The sequence below is a fragment of the Enterococcus sp. AZ163 genome, assembly GCF_050498925.1.
GTDB lineage: Bacteria > Bacillota > Bacilli > Lactobacillales > Enterococcaceae > Enterococcus_A > Enterococcus_A ferrettii.
Genome location: NZ_JBIPAO010000001.1, coordinates 852501 through 872213 on the forward strand (window position 1 = coordinate 852501; position 19713 = coordinate 872213).

A 19713-nucleotide genomic window follows, 5' to 3' on the forward strand; every position below is an offset into this window, starting at 1 on the left:
TCGGAGCATTTATTGCTGGCTCTAGTCATTGAGCAGCAAGGAATTGCTGGAAAAACTTTAAGACAGATGAATGCCAATGAAAATGATATTCGCGAGGAAATTGAGCATATGACGGGGTATGGCTCTATGCAAACTTATCCAGAAGGAAGTTATCTGCCTTACTCTCCAAGAGCAAAGCAAATTTTGATTTTTGCTGATGATGAAGCGAAACGGTTCAATGCGAAATTAGTTGGAACAGAACATATTTTATTAGGATTATTAAGAGATGATGAGATTCTTGCTTCGCATATTTTAGTGAATTTAGGCTTGAGTTTGCCTAAAATGCGACAATTGTTATTAAAAAAGATGGGAGTAACAGAGAATGTTTCCCAGAATCAACAAGGAATGGGTCGCCGCAAGCCAGTAGCAAAAAATCAGCAAAATACTTCTCAAGGTACACCAACATTAGACAGTCTTGCCAGAGACTTAACTAAATTGGCTCGGGAAAAGAGATTAGATCCGGTTGTTGGCCGGGAAAGTGAAGTTCGCCGCGTTGTTCAAATTTTAAGTCGTAGAACGAAAAATAACCCTGTACTAGTGGGGGAACCAGGTGTAGGTAAGACTGCTATTGTTGAAGGGTTAGCACAGCGGATTATTTCAAATGATGTTCCAGAAGATATGCGAGGCAAACGCTTAATGATGATGGACATGGGTGCTTTAGTTGCTGGCACGAAGTATCGAGGTGAGTTTGAAGACCGATTGAAAAAAGTTATCGATGAAATTTATCATGATGGAAAAATTATTCTGTTTATTGATGAGTTGCATACATTAATTGGTGCTGGTGGGGCAGAAGGGGCAATTGATGCTTCGAATATCTTGAAACCTGCTTTGGCAAGAGGCGAGTTACAAACAATTGGCGCAACGACTCTTGATGAATATCAGAAATATATTGAAAAAGATTCTGCTTTGGAGCGGCGTTTTGCACGTGTACAAGTTGATGAGCCTACTCCTGAGGAAGCTGAGCAAATATTAAAAGGTTTGCGTCCACGTTATGAAGAACATCACAGCGTTGAAATTACGGATGAAGCTTTACATGCAGCAGTTTCTCTATCTGTTCGTTACATTAATTCACGTCAACTGCCAGACAAAGCGATTGATCTTATGGATGAATCCGCTGCGAAGGTTCGGTTAGATACAACGGATGAGATTTCGGAATTAGATGAATTACAGCGAGAAATTTACGATTTGACTGAAGAGAAAGAAAAAGCAATTCAAAATCAAGACTTTGAATCTGCTGCTCGTTTGCGTATGAAAGAAAAACAGTTGAATCAAGAGTTGGAACGTGCGGCTATTACTGAAGCAAAACAAGAGAATGGCTATATTAATCGGGTTACAGATGAAGATGTTGCGTCGGTCGTTTCTCAATGGACAGGTGTGCCTTTGCAACAGTTGGAGAAGAAAGAAAGTCAGCGTTTGCTCGATCTAGAAAATGTACTGCATAAACGAGTAGTGGGACAAGATACCGCTGTAAAAGCTATTTCTCGAGCAATTCGTCGCGCTCGCAGTGGATTAAAAGATCCCAATCGCCCAATAGGTTCTTTTATGTTTTTGGGACCTACTGGTGTTGGTAAAACTGAATTAGCGAAAGCTTTGGCTGAGGCAATGTTTGGTAGTGAGGAAGCGTTAATTCGGGTCGACATGTCCGAGTTTATGGAAAAATACAGTACGAGTCGACTAATTGGCTCGCCTCCGGGCTATGTGGGTTATGAAGAAGGTGGTCAATTGACCGAAAAGATTCGTCAGAAACCTTATTCAGTGATTTTGCTTGATGAAGTTGAAAAAGCTCATCCGGATGTATTCAATATTTTACTGCAAGTTTTGGATGACGGTCATTTAACTGATTCTAAGGGACGTAAAGTTGATTTCCGTAATACTATTTTAATCATGACGTCTAACATTGGTGCTACCGAGATTCGCGAAGAAAAAAATGTAGGCTTTAATGTTAAGGATATTACGAAAGATCATGATGCAATGGAGAAACGTATTTTGGAAGAGTTGAAAAAAGCGTTTCGTCCTGAATTCTTGAACCGGATTGATGAAACAGTAGTGTTCCAGTCATTGGATCAGGAACAAATTCATGAAATTGTGAAAATTATGAGTCGTTCGATTGTTGAACGTATGACTGAGCATGAGATTAAGGTAAAGATTACAGCTTCGGCCTTTGATGTTATTGGGAAAGTTGGATTTGATCCTGAATATGGTGCACGTCCAATCAGAAGGGCGTTACAAAAAGAAGTGGAAGATCGTTTAGCAGAAGCGTTGCTTTCTGGTCAAATTCAATTGGGAGATGCGGTTACTATTGGTGCCAGTAAAGGTAAGATAACGTTAACCGTTCGAGCATCAAAAGAAGACAAAATTCCCCAAGAAGTTTAGTAATTATATGAGAAGTTTTCCTCTTAGGAGGGGAGCTTCTTTTTTCTAAAGCTGGTTGGAAACTTCTTAGAGCTGTGATAGTATGAAACAGTCATAAAGGAGGATAAAGAATGATTGAAATCATTGCTACCGTAGAATCTATCGATCAGGCAAAAGCGTTGTTAAATGTCGGAATTGATACATTATATATAGGAGAAGAGGAGTTTGGTTTACGTTTGCCGGCTTCTTTCTCTCGAGTGGAACAAAAAGAAGTGATTGAGTATGCACATCAGCATGGGAAAAAAGTGAATATTGCACTCAATGCTATTATGCACCCGGACAAAATGAAACAAGTACCAGAATATTTAGATTTTCTAGTGGAGTGTCAACCGGACCGGATTGTTGTTGGTGATACAGGGGTAATCCAAGTATTGCGTAAAGGAAATTATCCGTTGCCGTTTATTTATGATGCAGAGATTTTAGTGACTAATGCCCGGCAAATCAATTTCTGGCAGAAAAAGGGGGCAGTTGGAGCATTGTTGGCCCGAGAAGTTCCATTTGAGGAAATGAAGGTTTTGGCTCAGCAGGTAAACATTCCAGTTGAGGTACTGGTGTATGGTGCAACGTGCATTCATCAGTCTAAACGGCCATTATTGAAAAATTACTTTAAGTATACTGAACAAGATGAAGCTATCGATCGCAAACGCAGGTTATTTTTGTCCGAGCCTAAGAAGGAAGATACTCATTATTCAATTTATGAAGATCAACATGGCACGCATATTTTTGCGGATAATGATCTTAATTTAATCAATGAATTGAGTGAATTATATACCCAAGGGTTTACTACTTGGAAGCTAGATGGATTATTTACACCAGGAGAAACTTTTGTAAAAGTTGCTCAATTATTTGCTGCAGCGAAAGAAGCACTGGAAGCTGGAAATTGGTCAGAGGAACAAGCTAAAGCAGTGGAAGAAACGATTCAGCAGTTTCATCCAGCAGAACGTGGGTTGGATACAGGTTTTTATCATTTAGACCCAGAGGCGATTAAATAAAGGAGCAAAACAATGGGACAAAAACAATTAAAACGTCCGGAGGTTTTAGCACCTGCCGGAACATTAGAAAAATTGAAAACTGCTATCCATTATGGAGCAGATGCGGTATACATAGGCGGAGATGCTTACGGATTGCGCTCAAGAGCTGGAAACTTCTCTTTTGAGGAAATGGAAGAAGGCGTTGCTTTTGCAAAAAAATATAATGCTAAGGTCTATGTAGCAGCTAATATGGTAACTCATGAAGGTAACGAGAAAGGTGCGGGAGATTTTTTCCGTAAATTACGGGATATTGGAATATCAGCAGTTATTATCTCAGATCCGGCCTTAATTGAAATTTGCTCGACTGAGGCACCTGGATTAGAAATTCACCTATCAACCCAAGCTTCAGCTACCAATTATGAAACGCTGGAGTTTTGGAAGGAAGAGGGATTGGAACGGGTGGTATTAGCTCGTGAAGTATCCATGGATGAATTGGCGGAAATTCGTCGACATACAGATATTCAAATTGAGGCCTTTGTACACGGGGCTATGTGTATTTCTTATTCTGGTCGTTGTACACTTTCTAATCATATGTCTATGAGAGATGCTAATCGTGGAGGCTGCTCACAGTCTTGTCGTTGGAAATATGAACTCTTTGATATACCATACGCTCAAGAGCACCGTTCCCTGACTGCTAATGGCGATGTGACAGAAGAATTCTCAATGAGTGCTGTAGATATGTCAATGATTGAACATATTCCTGATTTAATTGAAAATGGTGTAGACAGCTTGAAAATTGAAGGTCGCATGAAATCTATTCATTATGTATCAACGGTATCCAATGTCTATAAAGCGGCAGTTGACAGTTACATGGCTGATCCAGACAATTATATTTGCAAGCCGGAATGGATTGATGAGTTGTGGAAAGTCGCACAACGTGAATTATCTACTGGTTTCTATTATCATATACCTACTGAGAATGATCAATTATTTGGTGCACGTCGAAAAATACCGGTTTATAAATTCATTGGCGAAGTGTTAAGTTATGATGAAGCAGCGGGAATAGCTACTATTCGGCAACGGAATCATTTCCGTATAGGAGATGAGATCGAATTTTATGGGCCCAACTTCCAACACTTTCACCAAACTGTGGATGAGATGAAAAATGAAGAGGGTGAATCGATTGATCGAGCACCGAACCCGATGATGATTCTTACGATGCCGATAGCACAACCGGTAAAAGCCGGTGATATGATTCGCAAGAAAAAAGATTAACCCCCAAATATATTAAGTATAGGATGGTCTGGGCGGCTGTCTGGTTTAGGAGGAACATTAATGGAACAATATGATTACATTGTAATTGGTGGTGGAAGCGGCGGAATTGCTTCAGCAAATCGTGCGGGTATGCATGGCGCTAAGGTTTTACTGATTGAAGGTCATGAAATTGGCGGAACGTGTGTGAATGTGGGATGCGTCCCTAAGAAAGTGATGTGGCAAGCTAGTTCTATGCTGGAAATGATTGAACGTGATGCTGAAAGCTATGGAATATCCGTTGATGTAAAAAACTTCAATTTCGAACAATTAGTGGATCGTCGAGAAAAATATATTGAATTCTTGCATGGTGCTTACAATCGTGGATTAGACAGCAATCATGTCAAACGTATCCATGGTTACGCGGCTTTTAAATCAGACCATGTAGTAGAAGTAAATGATCTGGAATATACTGCTCCACATATTTTGATTGCAACAGGTGGCCAACCATCACAAATGCAGATACCTGGTGGTGAACTAGCGATTGATTCTAATGGTTTCTTTGCCTTGAAGAAACAGCCGCGAGAAGCAATTATGCTAGGTGCCGGTTATATTGCAGCAGAATTGGGTGGTGTTTTACAGGGAATGGGTACGAAAGTTCATTGGGCTTTTCGTTATGGTCAACCCTTGCGTACTTTCGACAAAATGCTGGCTGAGAACTTAATGGAGATTTATCGCGATAACAATATGGACTTGCATCCTTATTTTGTGGCTGAAAAGATAGAAAAAGATGAGCAAGGCAATTTTACGGTCTATTTCGAGAATGGTGAAACGTTAACAGGTGATTGTGTCATTTTCGCAGGAGGTCGTCAGCCTAATACAGACAAGTTAGGCATTGAAAATACGACTGTTGAATTGAATGAGAAAGGCTTTGTTAACGTAGATAAATACCAAAATACGACTGCTGAAGGTATTTATGCTATTGGAGATGTGATCGGCAAGGTTGATTTAACGCCAGTTGCGATTGCAGCAGGCCGACGTTTGTCTGAACGTTTATTCAATGGTAAGAAAGATGAGTATCTGGATTATGACAATATTCCAACAGTTATCTTTACTCATCCAACGATTGCAACAATTGGTTTGTCTGAAGAACAAGCAATCGAACGGTATGATTCAAAGGATATCAAAATTTACCATTCCCGTTTTACACCAATGTATTTTGCTCTAAGTGACTATCGGCAAAAATGCGATATGAAGTTGATTTGCTTAGGTGAAGAGGAGCGAATTATTGGTTTGCATGGCATTGGTATGGGTGTGGATGAAATGCTGCAGGGATTTGCAGTAGCGATCAAAATGGGTGCTACTAAAAAGGATTTCGATAATACTGTGGCTATCCACCCTACTGGCAGCGAAGAATTTGTAACGATGCGTTAGTCGAACGCTTTAATAATGATAAAAATGTCACTATGCTCATTAAACTAATTGATGAGTATAGTAGTATTTTTTAACCTCATAATACTATTTTTTTGATAAACGGAAGCCAAATGAAAGATAACTTATATTTCTTCTTGAAATCTCATTTTACTAAAGATAGAATGAACGTGGCTGTGTGGGTTAAGCAGCAAATGGCTTTGTTCAATATGGCAAATGAGGTAGAGAGAAGGAAATGGTTTGTTGGAATTTTTTAAGAATTTATCCCTAATTAAAAGAATTGTTATTGGTATTATTATCGGGGCAATACTAGGTATTGTCGTTCCACAATGGACATTCATTGCTATTTTAGGAGACTTGTTTGTAGGCGCATTAAAAGCAATTGCACCAATTCTGGTATTTGTATTGATTTTAGCTTCGGTAGCAAAACATCAGACAGGAACAAAAACTTTTATTAAGCCGATTATTGCGTTGTATTTATTTACCACCCTATTGGCTGGAGCGATTGCTGTGGTAGCCAGCTTTATTTTTCCAGTAAAAATTACCTTGCAGGAGGTATCTGGTATGCAAGAAGCACCTCAAGCATTAAGTGAAGTGATGAATACAATTTTGACCAATATCGTACAAAATCCCATTCAAGCAATGGCGGAAGGCAATTATCTAGCTCTACTGTTTTGGGCAGCTTTAATTGGTTTTGCTTTACGGACACGTGATCAACGGACGAAGGACTTGGCAGATGATTTGGCGACTGCTATTACTCATGTTGTGCAATTGATTATTGCTCTAGCACCTTTTGGTATTTTAGGATTGGTGTACCAATCGGTTGCAACTACAGGTGTAAAGGGATTGGCCCAATATGGACAGTTATTATTACTGTTAGTTGGAACCATGTTAGTGGTAGCCTTGATTGCTTATCCACTCGTTGCATTTATCTTGATTCGTCAAAATCCTTACACGTTAGTCTTTTTCTGTTTAAAAGAGAGTGCTATTCCAGCCTTCTTTACCCGAAGCTCTGCGGCGAACATTCCGATTAATATGATGTTGGCAAAACATTTAGGATTAAGTGAAGAGTCTTATTCTATTTCTTTACCGTTAGGTGCCACTATTAATATGGGAGGAGCAGCTGTAACCATTTCGATTATGACTTTGGCTACGGTAAACACCTTGGGAATCGAAGTGGGTTTGGGCTTATCTTTGATACTTTGTGTATTATCTGCACTATCAGCTTGTGGGGCTTCAGGCATTGCCGGCGGATCACTGTTACTGATTCCGTTAGCTTGTAGTCTGTTCGGGATTCCCAATGATATTGCGATGCAAGTAGTAGGTGTAGGATTTATCATTGGTGTCGTTCAGGATTCAGTGGAAACAGCCGTTAATTCATCCAATGATCTATTTTTCACAGCAGTGGCGGAATTAGCTGATTTGCGAAAAAAAGGCAAAGATTTAAAATTGAAGGAACGTTTAGCAAATTAAAAAGGAGCTCTTCTCATTGACGAGAGGAGCTTTCTTTTTTTATTGAATACTGCTTAAACTGATTTCGCCGGAGGAAAGTGCAGTAATTTCACCATCTAAGTCGACTAGTAGTTCACCAGTGTCGCTGATCCCTACCGCTTTACCAGAAAATTGCTGATTTTTTTGTTGAAAAGTTACCCTCTTACCTAAAACAAAAGATTTTTTACGATAAATGGATAGATACGTAGAATCTTTTTGTTCAAGCAATTGAAAGAACTGATTCCAAATTTCGATAATCAGCTGATTTCTAGTAATGGTTGGTTTCCCATCAGCAAATAGCGAGGTCGCTTTTTCTTGCAGCTCGGGTGGAAATTTTTCTTGAGGTACAGAAAAATTAATCCCCATACCAATGATAACATGTTTAAGTCTGTTGATTTCTACATCCATCATTGCTTCTGAGAGAATTCCTACGAGCTTTTTCCCATTTAAATAGATATCATTTACCCACTTAATTTGAGTATCGACTCCGGCAAGAGTATCAATAGCCTGAGTGACAGCTACAGCCATCAAAACGGTATATTGTGGTAATTCATGTAACTGAGTGTCAGGTTTTAACAGAATGCTCATATAAATACCTGCTTTTTCCAGAGCAAAAAACGGTCGGTTGAAACGGCCCCGTGGTGCTTCCTGCATATCAGCAACTACTAAAATTGGTGGCTCCTCACCATTTAGTACCGCCAATTGGGCATCTTTCATAGTGGAAACCGATGTATCTAAAATACGTATTGTCAATGGTTCCTGAATACCGGCTGCTATTTCCGCTGCGTCTAATACATCTGAAGCTTGGTAACGGTAACCGGTTGAATGATGCTCAATCTGATAGCCGGATTTTTCTAATTCCTTAATTGCTTTCCAGATAGCCGTGCGAGAAAGCTGTAGTTCTTGTGCTAGTTGTTCGCCGGATACAAAGCCAGTCGTATTTTTTAGTTTTTGTAATACTTTTTCTTTTGTCGACAACAAGATGGCCTCCTTTTTGGTCAGTGTATCAAAAAAAGCAGACTACCGCAAAGTAGTCTGCCAAGAAGGATGAATAGTTGATTTTTAGCTAAGCAATAATGCGTCATCTTTTAATTCAGCACCTGAGTTTTGATGGAATAATTCCATTAATTTCGGTACGGTTAAATGTTCTTTTTCCTCTTGTCGGATATCGATCGCAATTTGTCCTTGGTGAAGCATAATCAAACGATTTCCGTAGTGGATAGCATCTTCCATATCATGGGTAACCATGAAGGCTGTTAATTGATGTTCACGAATTAATTTTTCGGTTAAGTGCATCACTGTGATGGATGTTTTTGGATCCAACGCTGCAGTATGCTCATCCAGCAGAATTAATTCAGGACGCTGCAAGGTAGCCATTAACAAGGTAATTGCTTGCCGCTGCCCACCAGACAGTAATCCAATTTCAGCATCCAAGCGGTTTTCTAAGTTTAAATCTAGAGTGGCCAGCTGTTCTCGGAAGAATTCACGGTCCTTGCTGCGAACACCTAAACCGAACCCTCGTTGGAAGCCGCGTTTCATCGCCAAGGCTAGATTTTCTTCAACTGTTAAACGTACGGCGGTTCCCATACGCGGATCTTGGAATACACGACTGATTTTCTTGGCACGTTTGGTAACCGATTGTTTAGTAATGTCTGTATCGTTTAGAAAGACTTTGCCTTCTTCGATTGGCAAGGTGCCTGCGATACTATTTAGCAAAGTTGATTTTCCGGCTCCGTTTCCACCGATGATCGTAACAAAGTCTCCTGGTTCCAGCGCTAAGTCAATGCCGCGCAGTACATGATTTTCGTTAATCGTTCCTCTTTCAAAGTATTGATGAAGATTACTGATTTTTAAGACTGGTTGCATTGTTCTCAACTCCTTTCTTACGATCTTTTTTTGGGATATTCAATCCTAGCTTTTGACGAATTTGCGGTAAGGATAGACAAACCACTAAAACGATGGCCGAAGCAAGTTTTGAGTCCGTTGGCTGAACGTTCATTTCGAATACTAAAGCCAAAATGAAACGGTAAATGATGGCACCTGCGACAATAGTAATGAGACGAGTCGCAATGGGGCGATTGTGCAGCAGTACTTCAGCGATAATGATAGAAGCCAAGCCGATAACGATTGTTCCCACACCGGAGTTTAAATCAGCAAAGCCGTTGTTTTGCGCCAATAGCGCACCAGACAATGCGATACAACCGTTAGAGATCATGTAGCCTAAAAGCTTCATATTCTCAGTTTTGATCCCGTTTGCTTCACTCATATCTGGATTGTCGCCAGTAGCCCGGATAGCTAAACCGATCTCGGTACGGAAAAACAAAACGAGCAGAACAATCACTAAAACAGCGATTAAAGCGCCGACAGCAATCACAGCATTGTTTTTCATTAATCCCATGCTTTGAATTGGGGTAAAAACAGTGTCTTCACCTAACAAAGCAATGTTTGGAGCGCCCATAACTCGAGAAGTTATGGAGTACAAACCGGTCATAGTAATGATACCGGCTAGCAAAGCTGGAACACGAAATTTTGTATTCAAAATTCCTGTAATCAACCCCGCCAGCATGCCGCCGAAAAAGGCAGCAATTGTAGCTAACACTGGGTGGGTACCGTTGACAATCATAACTGCCGCGATCCCGCCGCCTAGAGGAAAACTTCCTTCAGCGGTTAGATCGGCAATATCCAAGATACGAAAGGTCAGGTAAACACCGATCGCAAGTAAAGACCATAAGAGTCCTTGTGACGTAGCTGAGAGTAATAGTGACAAAATATTCATCCTTCATCCTTCTTTCTGGGTGCGCATATTACGCTGGTTCTTTAATGCTATCTGGATCGATTCCTAAATCTTTGGCCATTTCTTTGTTGACAACTAATTCAAGGCTGTCAGCACTTTCAACGGGCATAGTAGCTGGTTCAGCGTCGCCATCTAAGATTTTAGCTGCCATCAAGCCAGTTTGTTTTCCTAATTTTTTGTAGTTGATTCCGACAGTCGCTAACCCACCTGCTTCTACTTGGTCAGTTGATCCAGCAACTAAAGGAATTTTTTTCTCTTTAACAACTTCACCAACGATTGATGCAGCACTAGCGAACGTGTTATCTGTTGGAACATAGATGCCATCTACTTCGTTAGCTAAAGATTCAGTTACTTGTTGTACATCGTTAGTTGTGTTAGCAGTTTTAGTGATTACTTCAACACCAGCTTTTTCTAAAGCTTCTTGTGCTAAATCTGCTTGTATTTTAGAGTTTGCTTCACCAGCATTGTACATAATGCCGATTTTTTTAGCGTCTGGAGTTAAAGACAGAAGCAAGTCTGTTTGTTTATCGATTGGCACCATATCTGTAGTACCTGTTACATTGCCGCCAGGTTCTTTGTTGCTTTTAACTAATTTCGCTTCTTCTAAATCAGTTACTGCAGTTACAACGATTGGAATATCAGTTGTTGAATTTAGTAGTGATTGTGCTGAAGGAGTCGCAATTCCCAATAACAAATCATTTTTGTCTTTGACTAATTTTTCACTCATACTCTTCAGGTTGTCTTGGTTATTCTGTGCGTTTTGATAATCAATAACTAAGTTTTCGCCTTCAGTATAGCCCCCCTCTTTCAGCCCTTCTTTGAATCCTTCGTAGGCACCATCTAATGAGGCATGTTGTACCAATTGCAATACTCCTACATGTTTGGCATCGCTGTTCGCTGCACTGCCAGTGCTATCTGTTGTGTCGTTGTTTCCGCCTCCGCAAGCCCCAAGTGCTACTAAGGCAAGTACGCTAATTCCTGCTAATAAAGTTTTTTTCATCTTTTTTTCTCTCCTTTTATAATACAAAAAATCACCCACTCAGAATGCTAAGTGGATGATTGTACATACGAGATAATCATTTTATTATCCTCAGCCACTTAGTATTTCCTCTACGTGGCTGGTGGTACGTGAAATTGCTCTAGCCATCATAGATACAAACTTGCGTTTTGCCCTGTTTGCATCCAGTGATGAATACAAACATTATCTAAAATAGCTAAAGTAGCGATTATTCAGTTGTGGTTTTTTCATCGTCATCATATTCATAAGAAAAACCTCCACTTCTGGTTGTTCATTAGTATAAGGTAAGAAAAATGAGATGTCAATAATAAAAACGAAAAGTTCAGAAAATTAAGAGAGTTTATATATTAACTTTATTGGAAGGAGTAGAGTTAATTTGTTTAAGAAAACCTGCATCAAGAACTCGATTATTTCCAGAAGCTATTGACATTCTTGCTGGATTCATGTATTATATGAAGTTGCTAAAACTATCTGAAATGATCTAAGACAGGAACGAAATATTGTCCGTTTCGGTTTAAAATAAAGGAAACAAAAGTAGAAGCTCACGAAAATTTTTCAAGAGAACGTTCTATTTTTGGTTTTTTTTTGCCTAAAAGCCGTAAAAAATGTCTCTTGTTACACGAACTTAACGTTCGTAACAAAAATGTCATGAATCTTCGGATCGGTTTTCAGACTTTTAACAAGGAGTGAAGAACTTGGCTGGATATGACGTGAAATACGGGAAACACCGCACACGTAGAAGCTTTGCCCGCATCAGTGAAGTATTGGAATTACCGAACTTGATCGAAATTCAAACAGATTCTTATCAATGGTTCTTAGATGAAGGTCTAAGAGAAATGTTTGAAGACATTTTGCCAATTGAAGACTTTACCGGAAACCTGTCATTGGAATTTGTTGACTATGAATTGAAGGAACCAAAATACACCGTCGCAGAAGCACGCCAACACGATGCAAATTATTCTGCCCCTCTACATGTTATCTTACGCTTAGTAAACCGCGAAACTGGCGAAATTAAATCCCAAGAAGTATTCTTTGGTGATTTCCCATTAATGACTGAACAAGGAACCTTTATTATCAATGGTGCCGAACGGGTAATCGTTTCGCAGCTGGTACGTTCTCCTGGTGTTTATTTCCATGGGAAAGTAGATAAAAATGGAAAAGAAGGCTTTGGCTCAACAGTCATTCCTAACCGTGGTGCATGGTTGGAAATGGAAACAGATGCGAAAGATATTTCATATGTACGGATTGACCGTACTCGGAAAATTCCTTTGTCTACTCTAGTTCGTGCGTTAGGCTTTGGCTCAGATGATACTATTATGGAATTGTTTGGCGAAAGCGAATCATTGCGTAACACGATTGAAAAAGACTTGCATAAAAACCCAAGTGATTCTAGAACCGAAGAAGGCTTGAAGGATGTTTACGAACGTCTTCGTCCGGGTGAGCCAAAAACAGCCGACAGCTCTCGAAGCTTGCTGACAGCTCGTTTCTTCGATCCAAAACGTTACGACTTAGCAAATGTTGGTCGTTACAAAGTAAATAAAAAATTAGATTTAAGAACTCGTCTGTTGAATTTAACCTTAGCTGAAACCTTAGTGGATTCAGAAACTGGCGAAATCATCGTGGAAAAAGGAACAGTTTTAACCCACCAAGTGATGGAAGAATTAGGCCCTCATTTGGAAAAAGGATTGAACTCAGTGACTTACTACCCTTCAGATGATGCGGTAGTTACTGAACCAATGACGGTTCAACCAATCAAAGTTTATTCACCGAAAGATCCAGAGCGTGAAGTAACAGTTATTGGTAATGGCTATCCGCCTGCGGAAATACGTACCGTACGCCCAGCAGATATCATTGCTTCAATGAGTTATTTCTTGAACTTAATGGAAAACATCGGCAACGTGGATGATATTGACCACTTAGGGAACCGTCGTATTCGTTCCGTAGGTGAATTACTGCAAAACCAATTCCGGATCGGGCTGGCTCGTATGGAACGTGTGGTTCGGGAACGGATGTCGATTCAAGACACTGAAACTTTAACACCACAACAATTAATTAACATTCGTCCGGTTGTAGCAAGTATCAAAGAATTCTTTGGTTCTTCACAGCTGTCACAGTTCATGGACCAAACCAACCCACTGGGTGAGTTGACGCATAAACGTCGTCTATCTGCCTTAGGACCTGGTGGTTTGACTCGTGACCGTGCCGGATATGAAGTTCGAGACGTTCACTATTCTCACTATGGCCGTATGTGTCCGATTGAAACACCGGAAGGTCCGAATATCGGGTTGATTAACAGTTTGGCTTCTTATGCAAAAGTGAATACATTCGGTTTTATCGAAACACCTTACCGCCGGGTAGACCGGGCAACTGGCCGAGTAACTGAACATATTGATTACTTGACTGCCGACACAGAGGATCATTACGTTGTGGCCCAAGCCAACAGCAAATTAAACGATGACGGGACATTTGTTGAAGAACTAGTTATGGCTCGAGCAACTAGTGAAAACTTGGAAGTAACTATCGATAAAGTGGATTATATGGATGTATCGCCTAAACAAGTAGTTGCGGTAGCGACTGCATGTATTCCGTTCTTGGAAAATGATGACTCCAACCGTGCCTTGATGGGTGCCAACATGCAGCGGCAAGCTGTACCGTTGATCCAACCGCGTTCTCCATGGGTTGGTACTGGTATGGAATATACAGCTGCTCATGACTCAGGTGCTGCTTTATTATGTAAAAACGATGGTGTTGTTGAATTTGTAGACGCAACTGAAGTACGGGTTCGTCGCGACAATGGCGCCTTGGATAAATACGATATTACTAAATTCCGTCGTTCCAACTCTGGTACCAGCTATAACCAGCGTCCGTTAGTAGGCTTAGGCGAAATCGTCGAAGTTGGGGACATTTTGGCTGATGGTCCATCAATGGAAAACGGAGAATTAGCATTAGGTCAAAACGTAGTAGTTGCCTTCATGACTTGGGAAGGTTACAACTATGAAGATGCGATTATCATGAGCCGTCGTTTGGTTAAAGACGACGTGTATACTTCGATTCATATTGAAGAATACGAATCAGAAGCTCGTGATACGAAATTAGGACCTGAAGAAATCACTCGCGAAATCCCGAACGTTGGGGAAGACGCATTGAAGAACTTGGACGAAATGGGAATTATCCGCATTGGTGCTGAAGTTCATGATGGCGATCTATTAGTAGGTAAAGTAACACCAAAAGGAGTTACTGAGCTTTCTGCTGAAGAACGTCTATTGCATGCTATCTTTGGTGAAAAAGCCCGTGAAGTGCGTGATACATCATTACGTGTTCCTCACGGCGGCGGCGGAATCGTTCACGATGTGAAAATCTTTACTCGTGAAGCCGGCGACGAATTATCACCAGGTGTTAACATGCTGGTACGGGTATACATTGTTCAAAAACGTAAAATCCATGAAGGGGACAAAATGGCCGGCCGTCACGGAAACAAAGGGGTCGTTTCTCGCATTATGCCAGAAGAAGACATGCCTTACCTGCCAGACGGCACACCAGTTGATGTCATGTTGAACCCACTAGGGGTACCTTCTCGGATGAATATCGGACAAGTATTGGAATTGCACTTAGGTATGGCTGCTCGTTATTTAGGCATCCACGTAGCCTCTCCAGTATTTGATGGAGCTGCCGATACAGATGTATGGGAAACTGTACGTGAATCAGGTATGGCTGGCGATGCTAAAACCGTTCTTTATGATGGACGTACAGGTGAACCATTTGATAACCGTATTTCGGTTGGTGTTATGTACATGATCAAATTGGCCCACATGGTTGATGATAAGCTGCATGCTCGTTCAATTGGACCTTACTCTCTTGTTACGCAACAACCATTAGGTGGTAAAGCGCAATTCGGTGGACAACGTTTTGGGGAAATGGAAGTTTGGGCACTGGAAGCATACGGTGCTGCTTATACCTTGCAAGAAATCTTGACTTACAAGTCAGATGACGTTGTAGGTCGTGTGAAGACTTACGAAGCGATTGTCAAAGGTGAACCAATTCCAAAACCAGGCGTTCCGGAATCCTTCCGCGTATTGGTGAAAGAATTACAAGCTCTTGGTTTAGATATGCAAGTATTGGATATCGACGACAAAGAAATTGAATTGCGTGACATGGATGATGATGACGACGACTTGATCACAGTTGATGCTTTAACCAAGTTTGCTGAACAACAATCAGCTAAAGCCTTGGAACAAAAAGCCGCTGCTGAACGTGAAAGCCAGGCCGCAGATTTAATCCAGGAAATTGAAACAGCAGAAGACTTATAAGAGTCCGTTTGACGCAAGTCATCTAGTGGTTTAGATGGCTTGCGGAGTATAAGAAATGGAGGGAAACCCTTTTGATCGATGTTAATAAGTTCGAAAGTATGCAAATAGGTTTAGCTTCTCCCGAAAAAATCAGAAGCTGGTCTTACGGTGAAGTTAAAAAACCGGAAACCATTAATTACCGTACCTTAAAGCCAGAACGCGAAGGGTTATTTGATGAACGGATCTTTGGTCCTACCAAAGACTGGGAATGTGCCTGCGGAAAGTACAAACGTATTCGTTATAAAGGCATCGTTTGTGACCGTTGTGGTGTAGAAGTTACTCGCTCAAAAGTTCGTCGTGAACGCATGGGACACATCGAATTAGCTGCTCCTGTGACACACATTTGGTATTTCAAAGGTATTCCTTCTCGTATGGGTCTTATTTTAGACATGAGTCCTCGTGCCTTGGAAGAAATTATCTACTTTGCTTCTTACGTAGTTATTGAACCTGGTAATACAAGCTTGGAAAGAAAGCAACTACTAACAGAACGTGAATACCGTGAAAAGCGTGATCAATACGGTCAAGAATTCCACGCTGCCATGGGTGCAGAAGCGATCAAACAACTGTTAGACCAAGTTGATTTAGAAGGCGAATCTGCCGAACTAAAAGAAGAATTGAAGACTGCTCAAGGACAAAAACGGACTCGTGCTATCCGTCGTTTAGACGTATTGGAAGCTTTCCGTTCTTCTGGTAACCGACCAAGCTGGATGGTTATGGATGTTATTCCAGTTATCCCGCCAGATTTGCGTCCAATGGTTCAATTAGAAGGTGGTCGTTTTGCGACTTCTGACTTAAATGACTTATACCGTCGGGTAATCAACCGTAATAATCGGTTAAAACGTCTATTAGACTTGAATGCGCCCAATATCATTGTTCAAAATGAAAAACGGATGCTGCAAGAGGCAGTGGATGCGTTGATCGATAATGGTCGTCGCGGCCGTCCAGTTACTGGACCAGGTAACCGACCATTGAAATCTCTTTCTCACATGTTGAAGGGGAAACAAGGTCGTTTCCGTCAAAACTTGCTGGGTAAACGGGTTGACTACTCTGCACGTTCAGTTATCGTTGTTGGACCGTTCTTGAAGATGTATCAATGTGGTTTACCAAAAGAAATGGCAATCGAATTGTTCAAGCCTTTCGTAATGAAAGAGTTGGTACAACGGGAAATTGCTTCAAACATCAAAAATGCAAAACGTAAAATTGAACGCCAAGAAGATGTTGTTTGGGATATCTTAGAAGAAGTTATTCGTGAACATCCTGTTCTGCTGAACCGGGCGCCTACTTTGCATAGACTTGGTATCCAAGCCTTTGAACCAATCTTGGTTGAAGGTCGGGCAATTCGTCTTCACCCACTTGTGTGTGAAGCCTACAATGCCGATTTCGATGGAGACCAAATGGCGGTGCATTTACCATTAGGTGAAGAAGCACAAGCAGAAGCACGTATGCTGATGCTGGCTGCAACTCATATTTTGAATCCAAAAGATGGTAAACCAGTTGTTACACCATCTCAGGATATGGTCTTGGGTAACTATTACCTGACTATGGAAGAAGACGGCCGTGAAGGGGAAGGCATGATTTTCCGCGACATGAACGAAGCTGTTTTGGCATGGCGTAATGGCTATGTGCATTTACATTCTCGTGTAGCTGTTGATCCAAATACTTTAGGCGACAAACCATTTACCGAATGGCAAAAGGAACGTCTAATGATTACGACTGTTGGTAAGATTATTTTCAATGATATCATGCCTCAGGAGTTCCCATATTTGAATGAACCAACTGATTTCAACTTGACGCAGCATACCCCTGACAAATACTTTGTCGAAAGAGGTTCTGATATTCCTTCGATCATCAAGGAACAAGAAATCATTTTACCGTTCAAGAAGAAAAACCTAGGAAACATTATTTCTGAAGTCTTCAAGCGTTTCAAAGTAACCGATACATCCATGATGTTGGACCGTATGAAGGATTTAGGATACAAGCATTCAACCATGGCGGGTATGACTGTTGGGATAGCCGACATCATGGCCTTGGCTGAAAAACAAGAAATCATCGATGCAGCTCACGAGCAAGTCGGTGTCATTACCAAACAATTCCGTCGAGGTTTGATTACCGATGATGAACGTTATGAACGCGTAATTGGTGTTTGGAACGCAGCTAAAGATGCCATCCAACAAAAACTGATGGAATCATTAGACGCGAAAAACCCGATCTTCATGATGTCTGATTCTGGTGCCCGTGGTAACATCTCCAACTTTACTCAGCTTGCTGGTATGCGTGGATTGATGGCCGCTCCGAATGGACAAATCATGGAATTGCCGATTATTTCAAACTTCCGTGAAGGTTTGTCTGTCTTGGAAATGTTTATCTCTACTCACGGTGCTCGTAAAGGGATGACCGATACTGCCTTGAAAACAGCCGATTCAGGTTACCTGACTCGTCGTTTGGTTGACGTTGCTCAAGATGTTATCGTTCGTGAAGACGACTGTGGAACTGACCGAGGCTTGGAAATTTCTGCGATTCGTGAAGGTAATGAAATTATTGAATCACTGGAAGAACGTTTAGTTGGACGTTATACGCAAAAAACGGTGAGACATCCTGAAACGAACGAAATCTTAATGGGTGGCGATACGCTGATCACTGAAGCAGATGCAAAACGTTTGCTTGATGCTGGTGTTGAAACAGTAACCATCCGTTCAGTCTTTACATGTAATACAAAACATGGGGTATGTAAACATTGCTACGGCCGCAACTTGGCTACTGGTGATGACGTTGAAGTCGGTGAAGCAGTTGGTACCATCGCTGCCCAATCAATCGGTGAACCCGGTACTCAGTTGACCATGCGTACGTTCCATACCGGCGGGGTTGCTGGAGACGATATTACTCAAGGTCTTCCTCGTGTCCAAGAAATTTTTGAAGCACGTAATCCAAAAGGTTTGGCGGTTATTACTGAGGTAACTGGTGAAGTATCTGAAATCGTTGAAGATGCTGCCACCCGTTCGAAAGAAGTAACAGTCAAAGGTGAAACCGATACTCGGACATATACTATTCCTTATACTTCTCGTATGAAAGTTGTAGAAGGAGACATTGTTCACCGTGGTGCACCACTAACAGAAGGTTCAATTGATCCGAAACACTTATTACAAGTGCGTGACGTAATCTCCGTTGAAACTTACCTGTTGCGTGAAGTACAACGAGTATACCGGATGCAAGGGGTAGAAATCGGTGATAAACATATCGAAGTAATGGTTCGTCAAATGTTGCGTAAAGTCCGCGTAATGGACCCAGGTGACTCAGATATCTTACCAGGTACATTATTGGATATTGCCGACTTTAAAGACCGTAACTACAATACTTTAGTAGCTGGTGGCTCACCTGCGACATCTCGTCCAGTCTTGCTTGGTATTACCAAAGCTTCACTAGAAACGAACAGCTTCTTGTCAGCTGCGTCATTCCAGGAAACTACCCGGGTCTTGACGGATGCTGCCATTCGCGGTAAGAAAGATCCATTACTTGGATTGAAAGAGAATGTTATTATCGGTAAGATTATTCCTGCCGGTACTGGTATGGCTCGTTACCGCAATATGGAACCAAAAGAAGTCGTTGTGGCCAGTGAAAATGTCTACAGTATCTCTGATATTGAAGCACAATTAGCTGCCGAAGATGCTTTGAACAATCCATTAGGATAAAAGATTAAGGACCTGCTCAATTTATTATTGAGCAGGTTTTTTTGCCATTCCAACTTTTGGCAGTGATAGTAAAATAGAAGGAAGTTGCTGATTAATAACAAATAATCGAATAGAAAGGTTTAGTTGGATGGTATGCGTACGAAAATGAATCCCTTAAAAAGAGCTAGCTGTCAGTCTAACTTTCATATTTTTGTTAAAGCAAAAATAAATAGTTGAACATATTTACGAAATCTTTCCTTTTATGAGCAAATTTGTTTCAATTCAGGCAAAAGCG

Annotated in this window: 11 protein-coding genes (1 of these 11 cut by a window edge); 7 read left to right on the plus strand and 4 right to left on the minus strand. The window is 41.0% G+C overall.

From position 1 onward, the window contains the following. The 5 genes from IGI46_RS04290 to sstT all read left to right on the plus strand — a co-directional run. Positions 1 to 2412, plus strand: the 3' portion of a protein-coding gene (locus IGI46_RS04290) for an ATP-dependent Clp protease ATP-binding subunit (protein WP_429962222.1). It extends 87 nt beyond the left edge of the window; the window shows 2412 of its 2499 coding nt (coding positions 88-2499); its start codon lies off the left edge, out of view; the stop codon is at positions 2410 to 2412. Between the two features lie 110 nt (positions 2413 to 2522). Continuing rightward, positions 2523 to 3443, plus strand: coding sequence for a peptidase U32 family protein (locus tag IGI46_RS04295; protein WP_429962223.1), 921 nt, complete (start codon positions 2523 to 2525; stop codon positions 3441 to 3443). A gap of 12 nt (positions 3444 to 3455) precedes the next feature. Then, positions 3456 to 4697 carry a peptidase U32 family protein gene (locus IGI46_RS04300; protein WP_429962224.1) on the plus strand — a complete coding sequence of 414 codons (1242 nt, stop codon included), beginning with the start codon at positions 3456 to 3458 and terminating at the stop codon, positions 4695 to 4697. Positions 4698 to 4757: 60 nt separating this feature from the next. Then, positions 4758 to 6107: a glutathione-disulfide reductase gene (gene gor / locus IGI46_RS04305; RefSeq protein WP_207705041.1), complete on the plus strand. Its 1350-nt coding sequence runs from the start codon at positions 4758 to 4760 to the stop codon at positions 6105 to 6107. 237 nt (positions 6108 to 6344) lie between these two features. Then, entirely contained in the window at positions 6345 to 7577 is a 1233-nt protein-coding gene (gene sstT / locus IGI46_RS04310) for a serine/threonine transporter SstT (protein ID WP_429962225.1), read from the plus strand. Positions 7578 to 7616: 39 nt separating this feature from the next. On the opposite strand, the gene IGI46_RS04315 is transcribed toward sstT, so the two are convergent. The 4 genes from IGI46_RS04315 to IGI46_RS04330 all read right to left on the minus strand — a co-directional run bounded on the left by IGI46_RS04315 (position 7617) and on the right by IGI46_RS04330 (position 11389). Then, on the minus strand, positions 7617 to 8573 hold the full coding sequence (locus IGI46_RS04315) for a biotin--[acetyl-CoA-carboxylase] ligase (protein ID WP_429962226.1): 957 nt from the start codon (positions 8571 to 8573) through the stop codon (positions 7617 to 7619). Positions 8574 to 8657: 84 nt separating this feature from the next. Beyond that, a complete protein-coding gene (locus tag IGI46_RS04320; RefSeq protein ID WP_429962227.1) occupies positions 8658 to 9461 on the minus strand; it encodes an ABC transporter ATP-binding protein in 804 nt (267 codons plus the stop codon). Next, positions 9436 to 10371, minus strand: a complete 936-nt coding sequence (locus IGI46_RS04325; RefSeq protein ID WP_207705037.1) for an ABC transporter permease — start codon at positions 10369 to 10371, stop codon at positions 9436 to 9438. Before IGI46_RS04325 ends, IGI46_RS04320 begins: the two co-directional genes overlap by 26 nt. Positions 10372 to 10399: 28 nt before the next feature. Further along, the gene (locus IGI46_RS04330) at positions 10400 to 11389 is read right to left on the minus strand and encodes an ABC transporter substrate binding protein (protein WP_429962228.1); all 990 of its coding nucleotides are present in this window, start codon (positions 11387 to 11389) and stop codon (positions 10400 to 10402) included. A gap of 704 nt (positions 11390 to 12093) precedes the next feature. On the opposite strand from IGI46_RS04330, the gene rpoB reads away from it, so the two are divergent. Further along, positions 12094 to 15714, plus strand: coding sequence for a DNA-directed RNA polymerase subunit beta (gene rpoB, locus IGI46_RS04335; protein ID WP_429962229.1), 3621 nt, complete (start codon positions 12094 to 12096; stop codon positions 15712 to 15714). Positions 15715 to 15785: 71 nt separating this feature from the next. Beyond that, the gene (gene rpoC / locus IGI46_RS04340) at positions 15786 to 19439 is read left to right on the plus strand and encodes a DNA-directed RNA polymerase subunit beta' (RefSeq protein WP_429962230.1); all 3654 of its coding nucleotides are present in this window, start codon (positions 15786 to 15788) and stop codon (positions 19437 to 19439) included. Positions 19440 to 19713 lie beyond the last annotated feature (274 nt).

Bases quoted from the DNA above. Each gene is read 5' to 3' on its own strand.
- IGI46_RS04295 (WP_429962223.1), top strand. From the start codon at position 2,523: ATGATTGAAATCATTGCTACCGTAGAATCTATCGATCAGGCAAAAGCG.
- IGI46_RS04325 (WP_207705037.1), bottom strand. From the start codon at position 10,371: ATGAATATTTTGTCACTATTACTCTCAGCTACGTCACAAGGACTCTTA.
- IGI46_RS04300 (WP_429962224.1), top strand. From the start codon at position 3,456: ATGGGACAAAAACAATTAAAACGTCCGGAGGTTTTAGCACCTGCCGGA.
- IGI46_RS04330 (WP_429962228.1), bottom strand. From the start codon at position 11,389: ATGAAAAAAACTTTATTAGCAGGAATTAGCGTACTTGCCTTAGTAGCA.
- gor (WP_207705041.1), top strand. From the start codon at position 4,758: ATGGAACAATATGATTACATTGTAATTGGTGGTGGAAGCGGCGGAATT.
- IGI46_RS04320 (WP_429962227.1), bottom strand. From the start codon at position 9,461: ATGCAACCAGTCTTAAAAATCAGTAATCTTCATCAATACTTTGAAAGA.